Here is a 16,292-nt window from a genome sequence, read left to right as displayed (position 1 = left end):
TTATCTGTAGCTGACACACTGCTATCGGGAGCAAGCCCCCTCCCACATTTAGTGCTCCATTCCCTCCGATTAATCCCCTGTTAACCCCCTGTTAACCCCTCTCTGTTTAAACCACTCTCTGTGTGTAAACTTGCGGCCATTGGCACAATCAAACAAAGGGATACGGAGATGAGTGACGAATTGCGTTTGGGCAGGGAACGGCGCTTTCTGGCGTTGCTGGGCATCATCTGCCTGGCGCTGATCGGCGGTGCGCTGTACATGCAGGTGGTGTTGGGCGAGGCGCCGTGCCCGCTGTGTATCCTGCAACGCTACGCCTTGCTGTTGATTGCGGTCTTTGCGTTTATCGGTGCGGCCATGCGCAGCAAAGGCGCGATCACGCTGTTTGAAGGCTTGGTGGTCCTCAGTGCCCTGGGCGGCGTGGCCGCTGCCGGCCACCATGTGTACACCCAGTTCTTCCCCGAGGTCAGTTGCGGCGTGGATGTGCTGCAACCGATCGTTGACGGCCTGCCCCTGGCGAAGGTGTTTCCACTGGTCTTCCAGGTCGATGGCTTCTGCAGCACGCCTTACCCGCCGGTGCTCGGCCTGTCACTGGCGCAATGGGCGCTGGTGGCGTTCGTGCTGACGGTGATCCTGGTGCCCCTGGGTATCTATCGCAATCGCCAACGCAAAGCCTGAGTCGTTCACTGAAACGCCCCGGTCCTTCTCAAGGGAACGCCGGGGCGTTTTTGTTTGTAGGGATTAATGAAGGGACAGTGACGCGGGACAATTTTGACGGTGTGCAGCGTGCGACATGTTGTCACACAGACGCCGTTGCAGGACGTTTCTGAGCCGCTGAACCGCCGCTTGAATTTGCCCCGGGTCGTGAATGTGTGCTGTCAGTTCATCGTTTGATCGACACCGCGAATGGCGCGCGGTTCGAGGCTTTCGGTGATCTGTTAATGCCTTGTTTTATGGGGGCTTGGATCGGTTTTTCAGGCCCTTACAGGGGGTAAGGGGTGTGGCAGTTTGCCCTATAACACGGCATTTTTTGTGGTTTTTGTTGAGAATCTAACGCGATAAGATCGCGAACTTTTGCAAAATAGGTGAAGGATTATTGCTGGAATCGATAAAAATTATTTCTTTATAAGACATGGTTTATACATCGCTAGCTAACTACAATCGCCCGCACTGAATGTCCGGTGCTGTTCAATCTTTTGAGCATTGGAGCGGTCGAGGGGCAGATGGATGGCTCTGTGCGACCCCAGGTTCCGGCAGCCTTTCAACTATCCGCACCAAATGGAATTGGTCTGTAACAAGGCCTTTAACCACGAAATCGAATAAGAACTCACCGCAGGTCCGTTAACCGTCCAATCAGGGCGCACGGGCAGGCTCTTATTCAATCGAAGAGAAATGCCAACCCTTGGCAGGGTGAAGTGTTGGCGATCAAAACCCAACTGCATTGCGCAAGCTGCTTTAGAGGTCGTGAGATGAGTAAAAACAGGTACCCCCGATTACTAGGCTTTTTGCCGCTGCTTGGCATGATGTTAATGCTGGGAGGCTGCAAGTGGGCCTTGCTCGACCCCAAAGGACAGGTCGGTCTGGATGAACGCAACCTGATCATCACCGCCACCCTGCTGATGTTGCTGGTAGTGGTTCCTGTGATCATCATGACCTTCGCCTTCGCCTGGAAATACCGCGCGTCGAACACCAACGCGACTTACGCGCCGAAGTGGTCGCACTCCACCAAGATTGAAATCGCGGTGTGGCTGGTTCCGATCCTCATCATCATTGCCCTGGGTTATGTGACCTACAAGTCCACCCACGCACTGGACCCGTACCGTCCGCTGGAATCCGACGCCAAGCCGATCAATATCGAAGTGGTCGCGCTGGACTGGAAGTGGCTGTTCATCTACCCGGACCTGGGTATCGCCACCGTCAACAAGATCGTGTTCCCGGAACATACCCCGGTTAACTTCAAGATCACCTCCGACACTGTGATGAACTCGTTCTTCATTCCAGGCCTGGGTGGCCAGATCTATGCGATGGCCGGCATGCAGACCAAGCTGCACCTGATGGCCAACCAGAAAGCTGAAATGGACGGCATCTCCGCCAACTATAGCGGCGCTGGCTTCACCGGCATGAAATTCAAAGCGATCTCGACGAGCCAGGAAGAATTCGACGCCTGGGTAGCCGAAGTCAAGGCCGCACCTAAACAGCTTGATCAAGCTGAATACGAAGCCCTTGCCAAACCAAGCCAGAACAACCCTGCCGCTTCGTACTCCGCGTACACGCCGGACCTGTTTCAGAAGATCGTCGACAAGTACGAAGGCATGAAACCAGGCAAGCCGGTCAAGCACGAGAAGAAAGAAGTGGCTGCGGTTGAAGGTTCTGACACGGGCTCGCATTCAACTGCTGGGGCAGAGGAGTAAACGATGTTTGGTAAATTAAGTTGGGATGCGGTCCCGTTCCACGAGCCGATCGTGATGGTGACCATCGCCATGATCGCGCTGGGTGGTCTGGCACTGTTTGCAGGTATCACTTACTTCAAGAAGTGGACCTACCTGTGGACCGAGTGGCTGACGTCGGTCGACCACAAGAAAATCGGTGTGATGTACATCATCGTTGCCATGGTCATGCTGCTGCGTGGTTTTGCCGACGCCATCATGATGCGTACCCAGTTGGCCATGGCCACCGAGGGTTCGCCGGGCTACCTGCCGCCTGAACACTATGACCAGATCTTCACCGCTCACGGTGTGATCATGATCATCTTCATGGCGATGCCTTTCTTCACCGGCCTGATGAACCTTGCAGTGCCGCTGCAGATTGGTGCCCGTGACGTTGCCTACCCGTTCCTGAACTCCCTGAGCTTCTGGCTGCTGGTATCCGGCGTTGTGCTGGTCAACCTGTCCCTGGGCGTCGGCGAATTCGCCAAGACCGGTTGGGTTGCGTATCCGCCGCTGTCGGGCCTGGCGTACAGTCCGGGCGTGGGTGTGGACTACTACATTTGGGCGCTACAGCTATCAGGGCTCGGGACGACGCTGACGGGGGTCAACTTCCTGGCCACCGTGCTGAAAATGCGCGCCCCTGGCATGAAGATGATGGACATGCCGATCTTCACCTGGACCTGCACCTGGGCCAACGTGCTGATCGTGGCTTCGTTCCCGATCCTCACCGCTACCCTGGCACTGCTGTCGCTTGACCGTTACCTGGATTTCCACATTTTCACCAATGAACTTGGTGGCAATCCAATGATGTACGTGAACCTGTTCTGGGCGTGGGGTCACCCTGAGGTGTACATCCTGATCCTGCCAGCGTTCGGTATCTTCTCCGAAGTGATCTCGACCTTTACCGGCAAGCGCCTGTTCGGTCACCACTCGATGGTCTACGCTTCCGGCGCGATCTCGGTACTGGGCTTCATGGTTTGGCTGCACCACTTCTTCACCATGGGTTCGGGGGCCAGCGTCAACGCCTTCTTCGGCCTGGCGACGATGCTGATTTCGATCCCGACGGGGGTGAAGCTATTCAACTGGCTGTTCACCATCTATCACGGTCGTTTGCGTATGACCAGCCAGGTTCTGTGGACCCTGGGCTTTATGGTGACCTTCGCCATCGGCGGCATGACCGGCGTACTGCTGGCCATCCCGGGTGCTGACTTCGTGCTGCACAACAGCCTGTTTGTGATCGCTCACTTCCACAACGTGATCATCGGCGGTGCGGTATTCGGTTACATCGCTGGTTTCAGCTACTTCTTCCCGAAAGCGTTCGGCTTCAAGCTGCACGAAGGCTGGGGCAAGGCAGCATTCTGGTTCTGGATCTCGGGCTTCTTCGTCGCGTTCATGCCGCTCTATGCACTGGGCTTCATGGGCATGACCCGTCGTCTGAACGCTACTACCAACCCTGAGTGGGTGCCGTACCTGTACGTCGCCATGGTCGGTGCGTTGATGATCGCTGTGGGTATCGCCTGCCAGTTGATCCAGCTGTATGTCAGCGTGCGTGATCGCAAGCAGAACATGTGCGAGTCGGGCGATCCATGGAACGGCCACACCCTGGAATGGTCGACTTCGTCGCCACCACCGTTCTACAACTTCGCCGTGATTCCTACTGCGAACACCATCGATGCGTTCACCGAAGCCAAGGAAGACGGTACTGCGTACCAGCAGCCTAAGCACTACGAACCGATCCACATGCCAAACAACACCGCCACTGGCGTGGTGATGGGTGCGCTGTTGACCGTGTTCGGTTTCGCGATGATCTGGCACATCTGGTGGCTGGCAATCGTGAGCCTGGTGGGCACCATCGGCTACTTCATTGTCCACGCTGCACGTGATGATCAAGGCTACATGGTGCCGGTCGAAACGATCGAGCGCATCGAAGCCGAGCAGCACGCTCGCCTGGTGGCCGAGAAGAAGATCCCGGCCAACCGTGTAGAAACCTCGTTGGAACAGGCTTAAACCATGTCGAACTTAGTGACCAATGCTGGACACGCCCATGTCGATGATCATGGGCACGATGACCATCACCACGACTCGGGCCCGGTAACCGTTTACGGTTTCTGGCTCTACCTGATGACCGACTGCATCTTGTTTGCGTCGATCTTCGCGGTGTACGCGGTACTGGTAAACAACGTAGCGGGTGGCCCGGCGGGCCACGACATCTTCGAACTGCCTTACGTGCTCGGCGAAACCGCCTTGCTGTTGTTCAGTTCGATCACCTACGGCTTCGCCATGTTGTCCTTCTACAAGGGCAACAAGCAGGGCGTACTGACCTGGTTGGGTCTGACCTTCCTGTTCGGCCTGGGCTTCATCGGCATGGAGATCAACGAGTTCCACCTGCTGATCTCCGAAGGCTTCGGCCCGCACCGCAGCGGCTTCCTGTCGGGGTTCTTCACACTGGTGGGGACCCACGGTCTGCACGTGACGGCTGGCCTGATCTGGATGGCGGTGATGATGTATCAGGTCAATAAACACGGCCTGACCAACACCAACAAGACTCGCCTGAACTGCCTGAGCCTGTTCTGGCACTTCCTGGACGTGGTCTGGATCTGCGTATTCACCGTCGTCTACTTGATGGGGACTCTGTAATGGCTAATGCACACTCCCATGACAGCCATGATGCGAGCCACGGCAGCGTAAAGACTTACGCTATCGGCTTCATCCTGTCGGTCATCCTGACCCTGATCCCGTTCGGCCTGGTGATGTACCCAACCTTGCCGAAGTCGATCACCTTGATGATCGTCCTGGCGTTTGCGGTGATTCAGGTCCTGGTTCACCTGGTGTACTTCCTGCACCTGGACCGCTCCGAGGCTCAGCGCGAGAACGTGATTGCGTTTGTGTTCGCAGGCCTGGTGATCGTTCTGCTGGTTGGTCTGTCGCTGTGGATCATGTTCAGCATCCACACCTTCATGATGGCGAAGTGAGGTAAGACCCGATGTCGCTTAAGCACTTTATCCAAATCACCAAACCGGGGATCATTTTCGGTAACGTGCTTTCTGTGGCAGGCGGCTTCTTCCTGGCCTCCAAGGGACATGTCGATCTGGCCATCTTCCTGGCAGCAATGATCGGCACGTCCCTGGTGGTAGCTTCCGGTTGTGTCTTCAACAACTGCATTGACCGCGACATCGATATCAAGATGGAACGCACCAAGAATCGCGTGCTGGTCCAGGGCCTTATCTCCCTGAAACTGGCCCTGCTGTTCGCGACCGTCCTGGGTGTTGCCGGCGTGGTGTTGTTGTACAAGGTGGCCAATCCGTTGGCGGCACTGTTTGCCGTGATCGGTTTTGTCATCTACGTCGGCCTCTACAGCCTGTACCTCAAGCGCAAGTCGGTTCACGGCACGCTGGTGGGCAGTCTGTCGGGGGCGATGCCGCCGGTGATTGGTTATGTGGCTGTGACCAATAGCTTCGACATGGCCGCGCTGGTGCTGCTGGTGATGTTCAGCCTGTGGCAGATGCCGCATTCCTATGCCATCGCGATCTTCCGTTTCAACGACTACCTGGCTGCGTCGATTCCGGTTCTGCCGGTCAAGCGTGGCATCCAGGTGGCCAAGAAACACATCCTGCTGTACATCCTGGCCTTCCTCGTGGCGACCTTGATGTTGACCTTCAGTGGCTACGCCGGCATGAGCTACCTTGCCGTCGCCGCCGCCATGGGCATGTACTGGTTGTACATGGCCTGGACCGGCTACAAGGCGGTGGACGACACCGTCTGGGCGCGCAAGCTGTTCGTGTTCTCGATCTTCACCATCACCGCGCTCAGCGTGATGATGTCCCTGGATTTCCAAGTGCCCAAAGAGCTGTTGCTGACCTACGCGCCCTGAGTGGTTCCAAGCAGTGAACAAGCCCCGCCTTCGTGAGAAGCGCGGGGCTTTTTCTTGGGCGCGGGGTTAAATCGGCCGGGGCCTTTCTCGTCATACCCCTGTGTATGAACTGTGCGAATCCATCACCCGCCTACAAGGAGTTGTCACCATGGTCAGCGTTAGTCGTCGCTCCCTTCTCGCCCTGGGCGCGGCCTTGCCCCTGCTGGGGCGCCTGGACTGGGCGGTCGCCAGCCCGCCGCCGGCAAAGGCTGACAAGGTGCGGCTCAACTACAACGAAAGCCCTTACGGCCCCTCGGGCGCCGCCCGTGAGGCGATGCAGGGCGCGATTGCCACGGCCGGACGTTATCCCTACGGCCACATGTACGCCTTGGCCGCGCTGTTTGCCCAGCAGCAGGGGATTGCCGAGGACCAGGTGGCGGTGTTCTCCGGCTCCATGGCGGCGCTGCGCTATGCCGTGTTGGCGTTTACCGGCGAAAGCCGCGGCCTGGTGATGGCCGCGCCGTCCTACGAAGTGCCGCGCCAGGCGGCCGAGTCGAACCGGGCGTCGGTACATGAAGTGAGCCTCACAGCCGAGCACGCCCACGACATCCCCGCGATGCTTGCCGCCGATCCCCAGGCGGGCATGCTCTACCTGTGTAACCCGAATAACCCCACCGGTACCCTGACCCCCACCGAGGCCATCCGCCACGCACTGGCGAACAAACCCCAAGGCAGCGTGCTGGTGGTGGACGAGGCGTACATCGACTTCGCCGACGCCCCCAGCTGTGTCAGTTGGGTCAAGGAACACGACGACCTGCTGGTGCTGCGCACCTTCTCGAAAATCTACGGCATGGCTGGCGCGCGCGTGGGCCTGGCGATTGGCGCCCCGGCGTTGCTGGCACGCCTCGCGGTGTTCGGTGGTGACAACGTCCCCGCCGGTAGCGGCTTGCTCGGCGCGCGGGCCAGCCTCGAAGACATCAAGCTATTGCCGCAACGCAAGGCCCTGAACGCGCAACTGCGCGAGGAAACCGTCGCCTGGCTCAAGGCCCGTGGGTTCACCTGCACGGTGTCGCAAAGCAACTGCTTCATGATCGATGTGAACCAACCAGCGGAGCAGGTGATAGAGAAGCTGGCCGCGCAAGGGGTGATGATTGGCCGCGTGTGGAAGAGCTGGCCGCAGTGGGTGCGGGTGACAGTAGGGAACAAGCGCGAGATGGAGCGGTTTCGTGAGGTGTTTGCGGCGCAGGTCCAGCGCAGCGTTTAACCCGACACAAACCCAATGTGGGAGGGGCGGTGCGACGATTCCACATTGGGTTCAGCGATACAGCGGTACTACTGCTGCGCGATGCTATACCCATCAAATGCGGTCTGCTGCTGCAACGCCGTGATCACGCTCTTGCGGCTCAGTGGCTGTTCAGCGCCTGCGTTATCCACAAAGCTCTCAACCTCCAGCTCGGCGTCATCGCCTTCACCCACGAAGCTGAAACCCAGGAACTCGAACGCTTCACGGTCGACGTTGAGCTTCGAGCGCGGCGTGCGCAGCGGCAGGGTGACGCTGATGCCGTCCTTGCTGATCACAAACACTTCGGCTTCTTTCTTCGGTCGAGCGACCTTGCCCTTGCCGGCGCTTGGGTTGCTGATGGCCTGGTGGGACTGGTTCAGCACCTTGAGGGCCAGGCCATAGACCAGCTCCTGAAACTGCGGGTCGTCCTTGAAGCTGGACAGGATGCGGCTGATGGAAAACTGGCTGCTGAGGTCTTCCAGTGCGATGTTGTCGGCGGCTTCGGCGTCCTTGAGCTGCTTGAGCTGGCCCATCAGGTCGTAGGCCTTGTCGTCATCGAAGGCGTCTTGGGCCTCGCGGATGGCCACACGCAGTTCGCGGATCTGGTCGCTTTCCTTGGAGGTATGGAATGCGTCCAGCACCATCTCGCTGATGATCTTGGCCGCTGGCACATGCTGTGAAAGATTGATGGCGTTTTCGTATTCAGCTTTGGATTGCAAGGCGACTACGGATTCTGCGGCGGATTCTGCGGTGTAGGAATCGGACATTGAAATTTCACTACTTCAGTAAACAGGGACAAAAAAGCGTCGGGCATTTTCGGCGGGGAGGGGGATCAGGTCAAGGCAGCACAATGCCCTTATTGCGACGCAAGGCAGCCAGCGCCCGCTGCAGCGTGATTGCCCTCCCGCAAAACAGACCTACGGTCAAACCGGATGCGCCACCGACTGCGGCCAGCATCGATGGCGTGCTCAGCAACAGCGGATGCACGGCCTGCTGGTAACCGAAGTAATACTTCACCGCGAAGAACAGCTGCGAGATCAACAGGGTTTTCCACGTGCCCGGCAGCACCAGCGTGTCGCCATCGGTTTCCAGTCGGGCGCCGTTGGCATTAAACAACAGCATGCCCAGCAGACTGCCGATGACCGCGCCGCCCACCCAGGCACCGCTCGACAGCATCGACGGTGCCAGCGATATCAGCGACCACACCACCAGCACCGCCGACAGGATCATCAATGACCGCCGATTCTCGCGGCCACCCAGGCAGGCCTTGATCCCGTAGTAACAAATCCACAGGTAAACGGCGTATACCCAAACGGGCGTGCCTTGGAGGATGTCGAGCATGGTGTGCTTCCGTGCAGAAAAACGTCGGATATTTTCAGGCGCGGATCAGGGCAGTCGGCTTCAACAGGTATTCCCCGTTAATAGTGATAACGACACATCAAGATCTGAACCTCATCATCCTCTATGCCATAGACCAATCGATGTTCGGCGGTGATTCGCCGAGACCAGAAGCCACTGAGGTTGTGTTTGAGTGGTTCGGGTTTGCCCACGCCGTCAAATGGGTCTCTTTGTATCACCTTGATCAGCAAATTGATACGTTTGAGTCCGGCTTTGTCGTTTTGCTCAAACCAGAGATAGTCGTCCCAGCCCTCAGGGGTGAAGAGTATTTTCATTCCTCAATCAGCCGCCTCGCTTTGGCTTTGCCCGCTCTCAAGCTGTTGACCGAGTTGATCAGGCGTTCAGCATTTTTTGGCGAGCGCAGCAGGTAGGCCGTCTCTTCAAGGGCATTGAATTCCGAGAGCGAGATCATCACCACGGGCTCACCTTTTTGCCGGGTGAGCAGCAACGGGATGTGATCGTCATTAACCCGATCCATTGTCTCGGAGAGATGGGCACGGGCATTGGTGTAGTTGATTGTTTCCATGGGTATGTCCTCGCTTGATGGTACGAAACGTACAGAAATACGTACATGTGTTCAAGGATTTCCTTATCAACGGTCAGTTGGCGGCACCCTTACGGTTTGAGCCTGACCCACATCAAAAGCCCACAGCGGTAAACCCGTTACAACACAGAGGTCTGATGAACCTATAAAAACGAACACAGACCTGCGCCGGGGGGACATCCCCACGCCAGGCTATTAAAGGACAAATGCAATGGCGCTTTCTTTGTCACGCGTGGCCATGCTGGGAGCGATGCTCTGCCTGACGCTACCCCTGCACGCAAATTCCGCTGATACCCCGCTGATCGAACACGGCAAATATGTCGCGCAATTGGGCGACTGCATCGCCTGCCACACCGCCAAGCAAGGCAAGGCGATGGCCGGCGGGCTGGAGCTGAGCACGCCGATGGGCACGATCTATTCGAGCAATATCACGCCGGACCGCGAGACGGGCCTTGGCGCCTACAGCTTCGAGCAGTTCGACCGGGTCATGCGTGAAGGCGTCACACCTGCGGGTATGAACCTGTACCCGGCGATGCCGTATCCGTCCTACGCCAAGATGAGCGAGGAGGACATGCGCGCCTTGTATGCCTACCTGATGCAAGGCGTAGAGCCCGTGCGAGAGGCCAACCTCGAGGCGGACATGGGCTTCCCGTTCAACCAGCGCTGGGGCCTGGCCCTGTGGAACTTCGCCTTCCTCGACACGCAAGCGTTCCAGCCGGCCCCGGGCCGTGACGCGCAGCTCAACCGTGGCGCCTACCTGGTCCAGGGCTTGGGCCACTGCGGCTCCTGTCACACCCCACGCGGCATCGCTTTCCAGGAAAAAGCCATGAGCGATGACGGGCGCAGCGGCCAGCATTACCTGGCCGGCGAAACCGTCGAGCATTGGCGCGCCCTGAGCCTGCGCAACCTGTGGACCGTGGAAGACACCGTGCAACTGCTCAAAACCGGGCAGAACCGCTTTGCCACCGTCGCCGGCAACATGGCCGATGTGATTCACCACAGCACCCAGCATTTCAGTGACGACGACCTGACCGCGATTGCCCGCTATTTGAAATCCCTGCCGCTAGGCGAGGACGATCTGCCGATGCCGTCGCTGGCCCGCGCACCGGCGGTGCCGCCCGCCGACCTGTTCACCAGCCGTGGCGGCCTGGGTTATATGCAGTTCTGCAGCGACTGCCACCGCAGCGACGGCAGGGGTGTGAAAGGTCTGTTCCCGCCTTTGGCCGGCAACCCGAGCATCGCCTCGAACGACCCGACATCGCTGCTGCACATTACCCTCACCGGTTGGCAGACCGCACAAACAGCCACCTACCCACGGGTCTACACCATGCCCGGGTTTGCCCGGCTGGCGGACCAGGAAGTCGCCGACATTCTCAGTTTTGTGCGCACACGCTGGGGCAACCAGGGCACGCCGATCAGTGCCGCGCAGGTCAAGACGTTGCGTGACCAGCTCAACCCGACCACGACCGACTCAACTGCCTTCGTAACCCCGCGCCTGGCCGACCTGCTCGCCGCGCCGAACGCCGACCAGGTGGTCCGCGGCATGCGCCTGCACCTGCAAACCAAGGAATTGCTGCCCGCCAACGTGGGCAATTCGCTCAATTGCACCAGTTGCCACCTCAACGCCGGCACGGTGGCGGACGGCTCGCCCTTCGTTGGCGTGTCGGCCTTCTTCCCCAGTTATGCACCGCGCGCGGGCAAGGTGGTGAGCCTGGAAGAGCGCATCAACGGCTGCTTCCGCCGCTCGATGAACGGCAAACCGTTGCCGCCGCAATCAGCCGATATGCAGGCGATGGTCGCGTACTTCGACTGGATGAAGAACAACACCCGCCCCGAAGACAAGGTGGCCGGGCGCGGCGTAGGCAAAGTCGACGCGGCGATCAAACCCGACCTGGCCAACGGCAAGGCGGTCTACGCCAAGCAATGCGCGGTGTGCCATGGCGACAATGGCGAGGGCCTGGCGCGTGCCGACGGCGAGCGGGTGTACCCGCCGCTGTGGGGCGACCAATCGTTCAATATCGGTGCCGGCATGGCGCGCACCTACACGGCGGCGGCGTTCGTCAAACGCAACATGCCGATCGGCTTCCACGAGCAATTTCCGTTGGGCCAGGGTGGTTTGTCCGACCAGGAAGCGGTGGACGTCGCGGCGTATTTCTCGGGGCAACCTCGCCCGGATTTCCCGGACAAGGTCAAAGACTGGCCCAACGGCGGCAAGCCGCAGGATGCGCGTTACTAGCCCAGTTGCTTGAGGCACGCCTGGAGGATGTCCAGGCCTTCCTCCAACACCGCTGGCTCAGTGGTCAGCGGCGCCAGTAAACGGATGATGTGCCGCGACTTGCCGCTGGGCATCAGCAGCAAACCGGCGTCCCGCGCCAGGCTCAGTAATTGGCTCAGTTGCTGGGGCGCGGGCGTGCCGTCGGCGTGGGCCAGCTCTATGCCTCGCATGGCGCCGACGCCGGTCAGTCGGCCCAGGTAAGGCGACAGGCCTTGCGCGCGCCAGGTTTCGTAGCGGCGCAGGATGGCCTCTTCCTGCTGCGATCCCCAGGCCTGCAAGTGTGCATCCGTCATCACCTCAAGGGTGGCCAACGCCGCCGCGCAGGCGATGGGATTGCCGGAGTAAGTGCCGCCCAGCCCGCCTTTGGGCAGGTTGTCGAGTAATGCCTTGCGCCCCACCACGGCGCCCAACGGCACACCGCCGGCGATGCTTTTGCCGAGCAGGATCAGGTCCGGCGCTATGCCCAGGCGCGAGAAGGCAAAACGCTGGCCGGTGCGGCCGAAACCGGACTGGATTTCATCGACGATCAGCAGGATATTTTTCTCATCGCAGAAACGGCGCAGGGCCTGGGCAAACTCGATATCCAGCGCGAGGAAACCGCCTTCGCCCTGCACCGGCTCAATGATGAAGCAGGCGACGTCGTTGACGTCGATTTCCACACTGAACAAGCGGTCCATGGCCTTCAGCGCTTCGGCGCAGGTCACGCCGTTGTCTGCGCTCGGGTAGGGCAGGTGATACACAGGGCCCGGTAGGACACCGACTTTTTGCTTGTAGGGCGCCACCTTGCCATTCAGGTTGAGGGTGGCAAGCGTGCGGCCGTGGAACGCGCCGTCGAACGCAATCACCGCAGTGCGGCCGGTGGCGCCGCGCACAATCTTCAAGGCGTTTTCCGCGGCTTCCGCGCCGCTGTTGGTGAGCATGCCGCTGACCGGGTAGTCCACCGGGATAAACGCACTCAGACGATCCATCAGCTCGATGTAAGGCCTATGCGGTGCGGCGTTGAAGGCGTAGTGGGTCAGTTGGGTCGCCTGCTGGCGAATTGCCTCGACCACCGCCGGGTGGCAATGCCCGAGGTTGAGCACGCCGATGCCGCCGACAAAGTCGATGTAGCGCTTGCCCGTGGTGTCCCAGACCTCGGCGTTCTTGCCATGGCTAAGGCTGATGGGGTGAACGATGGAAATCGACTGGCTGATGGTTTCGCGGCTCATGAATCTCGGACTCGGCAGTGGCGGGCTTCTTTTTATCTAAGCCGCGAGCCAGGCCGTGCCGCAAACGAAATAAAGTCGCCGGGTCATTCCAAATCGGAAGGAGCGGTTGCCAGCAGGTTGTTCGGGGCAACAAACCCCGCGCACTCAATGTAGGAGCCGGGCAAGCCCAGCGCCCACATGTGAACGTGCATTTATTCCGAGACGACGTCCTTCCCCGCTGCCTTGGACCGATACAGCGCCTGATCGGCCCGCGCCATCAGCGCGGCGGGGGTTTCACCCGCAAGACGCTCCACCACCCCCAGGCTCAGGGTCACTTTGAAGTCACCCACGGCGGGCATCGCGGTCATTTTTTGGCGAATGCGCTCGGCCAGGGCTTTCGCTGTATTCAGGGTGCTTTTGGGCAGCACCACCACAAACTCATCGCCCCCCCAACGCGCCAGCAAGTCACCGGGGCGCACGCAGGATTCCAGGCTCTCCACGACGCTCACCAAGGTCTTGTCGCCGACGCCGTGGCCGTGTCGATCATTGATCGGCTTGAAATCATCGATATCCATGGCGAGCAGCGCCAACGGCAGGCGGAAACGTTCGGCGCGGTCGCATTCTTCCAGCAGCACTTTCTCCAGGCGATAACGGTTGGCCACGCGGGTCAGGGCGTCGCGCTCGGCCAGTGAGCGGTTTTCGTCCAGTTGCAATTGCAGTTGCTGATTGACCCGTGACAACTCGCGTGTGCGTTCGGCAACCAAGGCTTCAAGCGATTGGTTACGCCGTTCGAGCTGTTCGATGGAGCATTTGCGCGTATTAATGTCGCGGTGGGCGCCGACCATGCGCGCCACCGAGCCGTCGAGGTTACGCGCAACCACACAGCCGCGGTCTTCGATCCACAGGTAGCTGCCGTCTTTTTTGCGGCAGCGGTATTCGGTCTGGTAATGGGGCGAGCGACGGTTGATGTAGTCATCGAACAGCGTCATCACCCGGAGGTAGTCGTCGGGGTGGAGGATGTTCTCCCAAGTGAACACGCTGTTCTCCAGGGAGTGGCTGGGGTAACCGAGCATTTCGTACCAGCCCGGGTTACGGTAAACGAACCCGGTATTCGCGTTCCAGTCCCAGACTCCGTCGCTGACCAGTTCCATGATCGCATGCAGAATGTCGGCATTGAGGTCAGTTGAGGGTTTGTTGCCGGATGTATCGTCCATGTGTGTGCTTCCTGCGTGGGCAGGCCCAGAAGGCCATTCAAATTCCCGCCGATACTCCGTGGCTGGCGCTACTGTACAACGGGGCTTGCACGCGTTGAATAGAGAGGCTTTGCGGCTTCAGGGCGTGTGGCGATAGGCTATTACCTAGGCGCCAGCATCCTCGTCCGTGCCTTTCCATCGGCGTTGTGCTGGTAAATCGCTTCAGGCTGGCCTTGCTCGTTGAAAAACACCTGGCCGATCCCCGCCGAGTTCCACAAGCGCTCACCGGCTTGCGCGTGTTCCGGGATATGCGGCACCACCTGCATGTTGCGGCGGCGGGTGAACCCGTTGAGCGGAGAACGCGGCGAGTAGAGCCAGCGGTTGAGGCGGTCGAACCATTCCAGCAGGCGCGGTGGGAATTCGTTCTTGATGCCGCTGCTGGTGATCTGCCAGAGCTTGGGGCCTGCGTTGCGATGACGGATCAGCACTTCGTAGACGAACGAATAGTGTACGTCGCCCGAGAGGATGACGTAGTTACCCGGCGTGCGGGAGTGGCGGAAGATATTCAGGATCACCTCGGCGGCGCCGCGATGCGCCATCCAGTTTTCGGCGTCCACCAGCAGCGGGTAGCCGCACCCACTGAAGACTTTTTGCACGGTCTCGATCAGCTTGACGCCAAAGATCGGCGCGGGGGAGACGATGATCGCGCACGGGTGGTCCAGCAGTTCCTGTTGCAGTTCGCTCAAGGCTTCCCAGTCCAGCAGGCCGGATGGTTGTTTGAGGTTGAATTCGCTGCGCCAGCGCCGGGTGCGGGTGTCGAGCACGACCAGCGCGGGGCTGGTCGGCAGGACGTAATGCCACTGTTGGAAGGTCAATAGCGTTTCGAGCAGTTCATCCTGCGCGCTCGCGTTCAGATGATTGTCGTGCGCCTGGGCGGCAAGCGCCTGTGTCTGGCCGATCAGCTTGGCAAACACATCCGGCTGGTTGCCCCAGCCCTGGCACAGCAGGTAAGCCAGCAACGCGTTACCGATGATGCGTTTGGAGAACGGATGGCCGTAGGCAGTTTCTTCCCACTGGGCACTGAGGTTCCAGTCGTCGGTGATGTCGTGATCGTCGAAGATCATCAACGTGGGCAGATGGGCGAGCACCCGCGCAACGCCGGGCAGGCCGTTGCGGAATTGATCGATCTGCACCTGCTCACGGGCATAACGCTGTTGCGCGTCGGCGCTCAGTTGCGGCGGTTGTGGTGTGATCAGCGTCCAGGGTGTGGGGGACCAGACCAGCAAATACATGGCTATCACTTCGGCGAAGGTCACCAGGTGATTGTCGGCGGTGCTGCTGGTGAAAATCGGCTTCTTCACACCGCCGAAAAAACGCTCGCGCAGGGTCTCGTTGCTGTCCAGCGCGGGCAGCAGTTCGGCCCGATGGTAATAACTGGCGTGATGCCCATAGAGGCTGGCGCTGTTGTCCACCACGGCGCCTTCCAGGTATTCGTCGAACAGCCCCAGGCGCGCGATCAGCCCGTGAATCGCCCTTAGCATCGGCCCGGCGACATCGTCGGCGTACACCTGGTCGCCGCTCATCATCAACAACGCCGGGCGTTGCGCTGGGGTTTGGGCGTCCGCCAGCAGGCGGTCGACGCACAGCAAGCCTTCGTCCGCCGGGTGATGGGGCTTGCGGCAGGAGCCGTGGACCAATTGATGAATACGGCTATGCAGCACGAAACTCGGCGATTGCGCGTCGCAATAGAGCAGGTGCGGTGCCCATTGGGCGATGCCGCGCGCGTCGATCAGCAGGTCGTAGCCGATCACCACGTCCTGGGGCAGGGCCTCGTCCAACGGGATGTCGATCAAGTGGATAAAGGCCTGGCGCCCCACCGGCACGATTTGGCACTGGCCTTGGTCCAGCGAGATATCGCGGGTCTGCTCGGCGACGTGCAGCCTGAGGCTCAAAGGCAGTTCTCGGGTCCCCACCAGCCACATCACCAGGCGCTGGGGTTCAAGGCGCCGCAGCAGCGGGCCAGCGAGGACGTCGGGCAAGGTGCCGGCGTGAGGCATAGGGTTGAACGCTCTGGGCAGGGTGGTTGCGAACGTTAACCCGGGGGATGTCAGTATTTTGTTAAGGTCGGGCGGATCGAAAG

At 59.8% G+C, this 16,292-nt stretch carries 15 protein-coding genes and 1 pseudogene; 8 read left to right on the top strand and 8 right to left on the bottom strand.

The features are described 5' to 3' along the window. Window positions 1-168: 168 nt before the first annotated feature. Entirely contained in the window at window positions 169-675 is a 507-nt protein-coding gene (locus ACP7CJ_RS09695) for a disulfide bond formation protein B (RefSeq protein WP_276194801.1), read from the top strand. Between the two features lie 510 nt (window positions 676-1,185). Here ACP7CJ_RS09695 and ACP7CJ_RS09690 read toward each other — a convergent pair. After that, window positions 1,186-1,439, bottom strand: a pseudogene (locus tag ACP7CJ_RS09690) (hypothetical protein). 27 nt (window positions 1,440-1,466) lie between these two features. Between ACP7CJ_RS09690 and cyoA the strand changes: the two are divergent. From cyoA to ACP7CJ_RS09660, 6 genes are all read left to right on the top strand, one after another. After that, entirely contained in the window at window positions 1,467-2,408 is a 942-nt protein-coding gene (gene cyoA, locus ACP7CJ_RS09685; protein WP_276194800.1) for a ubiquinol oxidase subunit II, read from the top strand. Window positions 2,409-2,411: 3 nt separating this feature from the next. Continuing rightward, window positions 2,412-4,430, top strand: coding sequence for a cytochrome o ubiquinol oxidase subunit I (gene cyoB / locus ACP7CJ_RS09680; protein ID WP_276194799.1), 2,019 nt, complete (start codon window positions 2,412-2,414; stop codon window positions 4,428-4,430). Window positions 4,431-4,433: 3 nt separating this feature from the next. After that, window positions 4,434-5,060, top strand: a complete 627-nt coding sequence (locus ACP7CJ_RS09675) for a cytochrome o ubiquinol oxidase subunit III (protein WP_276194798.1) — start codon at window positions 4,434-4,436, stop codon at window positions 5,058-5,060. Continuing rightward, window positions 5,060-5,395 carry a cytochrome o ubiquinol oxidase subunit IV gene (gene cyoD / locus ACP7CJ_RS09670; RefSeq protein WP_276194797.1) on the top strand — a complete coding sequence of 112 codons (336 nt, stop codon included), beginning with the start codon at window positions 5,060-5,062 and terminating at the stop codon, window positions 5,393-5,395. Before ACP7CJ_RS09675 ends, cyoD begins: the two co-directional genes overlap by 1 nt. 11 nt (window positions 5,396-5,406) lie before the next feature. Further along, the gene (gene cyoE / locus ACP7CJ_RS09665; protein ID WP_276194796.1) at window positions 5,407-6,294 is read left to right on the top strand and encodes a heme o synthase; all 888 of its coding nucleotides are present in this window, start codon (window positions 5,407-5,409) and stop codon (window positions 6,292-6,294) included. Window positions 6,295-6,442: 148 nt separating this feature from the next. Beyond that, a complete protein-coding gene (locus ACP7CJ_RS09660) occupies window positions 6,443-7,537 on the top strand; it encodes a pyridoxal phosphate-dependent aminotransferase (RefSeq protein WP_276194795.1) in 1,095 nt (364 codons plus the stop codon). Between the two features lie 68 nt (window positions 7,538-7,605). On the opposite strand, the gene ACP7CJ_RS09655 is transcribed toward ACP7CJ_RS09660, so the two are convergent. From ACP7CJ_RS09655 to ACP7CJ_RS09640, 4 genes are all read right to left on the bottom strand, one after another. Continuing rightward, window positions 7,606-8,322 (bottom strand): hypothetical protein, encoded by a 717-nt coding sequence (locus ACP7CJ_RS09655; protein WP_276194794.1) that lies wholly within the window; start codon window positions 8,320-8,322, stop codon window positions 7,606-7,608. Window positions 8,323-8,392: 70 nt separating this feature from the next. Next, window positions 8,393-8,896 carry a hypothetical protein gene (locus tag ACP7CJ_RS09650; protein ID WP_276194793.1) on the bottom strand — a complete coding sequence of 168 codons (504 nt, stop codon included), beginning with the start codon at window positions 8,894-8,896 and terminating at the stop codon, window positions 8,393-8,395. Between the two features lie 77 nt (window positions 8,897-8,973). Continuing rightward, the gene (locus ACP7CJ_RS09645) at window positions 8,974-9,228 is read right to left on the bottom strand and encodes a Txe/YoeB family addiction module toxin (RefSeq protein ID WP_426100198.1); all 255 of its coding nucleotides are present in this window, start codon (window positions 9,226-9,228) and stop codon (window positions 8,974-8,976) included. Then, a complete protein-coding gene (locus tag ACP7CJ_RS09640; protein ID WP_276194791.1) occupies window positions 9,225-9,479 on the bottom strand; it encodes a type II toxin-antitoxin system prevent-host-death family antitoxin in 255 nt (84 codons plus the stop codon). The genes ACP7CJ_RS09645 and ACP7CJ_RS09640 overlap by 4 nt, the downstream gene beginning before the upstream one ends. Before the next feature lie 229 nt (window positions 9,480-9,708). Here ACP7CJ_RS09640 and ACP7CJ_RS09635 point away from each other — a divergent pair, with 229 nt between their 5' ends. After that, the gene (locus ACP7CJ_RS09635; protein ID WP_426100197.1) at window positions 9,709-11,733 is read left to right on the top strand and encodes a c-type cytochrome; all 2,025 of its coding nucleotides are present in this window, start codon (window positions 9,709-9,711) and stop codon (window positions 11,731-11,733) included. On the opposite strand, the gene ACP7CJ_RS09630 is transcribed toward ACP7CJ_RS09635, so the two are convergent. From ACP7CJ_RS09630 to ACP7CJ_RS09620, 3 genes are all read right to left on the bottom strand, one after another. Beyond that, on the bottom strand, window positions 11,730-12,980 hold the full coding sequence (locus tag ACP7CJ_RS09630; RefSeq protein WP_426100196.1) for a 2-aminoadipate transaminase: 1,251 nt from the start codon (window positions 12,978-12,980) through the stop codon (window positions 11,730-11,732). The two genes, ACP7CJ_RS09635 and ACP7CJ_RS09630, sit on opposite strands and share 4 nt — an antisense overlap. Before the next feature lie 191 nt (window positions 12,981-13,171). Continuing rightward, a complete protein-coding gene (locus tag ACP7CJ_RS09625; RefSeq protein ID WP_426100195.1) occupies window positions 13,172-14,173 on the bottom strand; it encodes a sensor domain-containing diguanylate cyclase in 1,002 nt (333 codons plus the stop codon). Between the two features lie 140 nt (window positions 14,174-14,313). Continuing rightward, window positions 14,314-16,209 carry an alkaline phosphatase D family protein gene (locus tag ACP7CJ_RS09620; protein ID WP_426100194.1) on the bottom strand — a complete coding sequence of 632 codons (1,896 nt, stop codon included), beginning with the start codon at window positions 16,207-16,209 and terminating at the stop codon, window positions 14,314-14,316. Window positions 16,210-16,292: the final 83 nt, after the last annotated feature.

This window comes from Pseudomonas sp. PSPC3-2 (assembly GCF_049897085.1).
GTDB classification, from domain to species: domain Bacteria; phylum Pseudomonadota; class Gammaproteobacteria; order Pseudomonadales; family Pseudomonadaceae; genus Aquipseudomonas; species Aquipseudomonas paraveronii.
The sequence above is the reverse complement of the archived record's forward strand: the minus strand, read 5'-3'. Positions and strand labels throughout refer to the sequence as shown.

Bases quoted from the DNA above. Each gene is read 5' to 3' on its own strand.
- ACP7CJ_RS09695 (WP_276194801.1), top strand. From the start codon at position 169: ATGAGTGACGAATTGCGTTTGGGCAGGGAACGGCGCTTTCTGGCGTTG.
- cyoA (WP_276194800.1), top strand. From the start codon at position 1,467: ATGAGTAAAAACAGGTACCCCCGATTACTAGGCTTTTTGCCGCTGCTT.
- cyoB (WP_276194799.1), top strand. From the start codon at position 2,412: ATGTTTGGTAAATTAAGTTGGGATGCGGTCCCGTTCCACGAGCCGATC.
- ACP7CJ_RS09675 (WP_276194798.1), top strand. From the start codon at position 4,434: ATGTCGAACTTAGTGACCAATGCTGGACACGCCCATGTCGATGATCAT.
- cyoD (WP_276194797.1), top strand. From the start codon at position 5,060: ATGGCTAATGCACACTCCCATGACAGCCATGATGCGAGCCACGGCAGC.
- cyoE (WP_276194796.1), top strand. From the start codon at position 5,407: ATGTCGCTTAAGCACTTTATCCAAATCACCAAACCGGGGATCATTTTC.
- ACP7CJ_RS09660 (WP_276194795.1), top strand. From the start codon at position 6,443: ATGGTCAGCGTTAGTCGTCGCTCCCTTCTCGCCCTGGGCGCGGCCTTG.
- ACP7CJ_RS09655 (WP_276194794.1), bottom strand. From the start codon at position 8,322: ATGTCCGATTCCTACACCGCAGAATCCGCCGCAGAATCCGTAGTCGCC.
- ACP7CJ_RS09650 (WP_276194793.1), bottom strand. From the start codon at position 8,896: ATGCTCGACATCCTCCAAGGCACGCCCGTTTGGGTATACGCCGTTTAC.
- ACP7CJ_RS09645 (WP_426100198.1), bottom strand. From the start codon at position 9,228: ATGAAAATACTCTTCACCCCTGAGGGCTGGGACGACTATCTCTGGTTT.
- ACP7CJ_RS09640 (WP_276194791.1), bottom strand. From the start codon at position 9,479: ATGGAAACAATCAACTACACCAATGCCCGTGCCCATCTCTCCGAGACA.
- ACP7CJ_RS09635 (WP_426100197.1), top strand. From the start codon at position 9,709: ATGGCGCTTTCTTTGTCACGCGTGGCCATGCTGGGAGCGATGCTCTGC.
- ACP7CJ_RS09630 (WP_426100196.1), bottom strand. From the start codon at position 12,980: ATGAGCCGCGAAACCATCAGCCAGTCGATTTCCATCGTTCACCCCATC.
- ACP7CJ_RS09625 (WP_426100195.1), bottom strand. From the start codon at position 14,173: ATGGACGATACATCCGGCAACAAACCCTCAACTGACCTCAATGCCGAC.
- ACP7CJ_RS09620 (WP_426100194.1), bottom strand. From the start codon at position 16,209: ATGCCTCACGCCGGCACCTTGCCCGACGTCCTCGCTGGCCCGCTGCTG.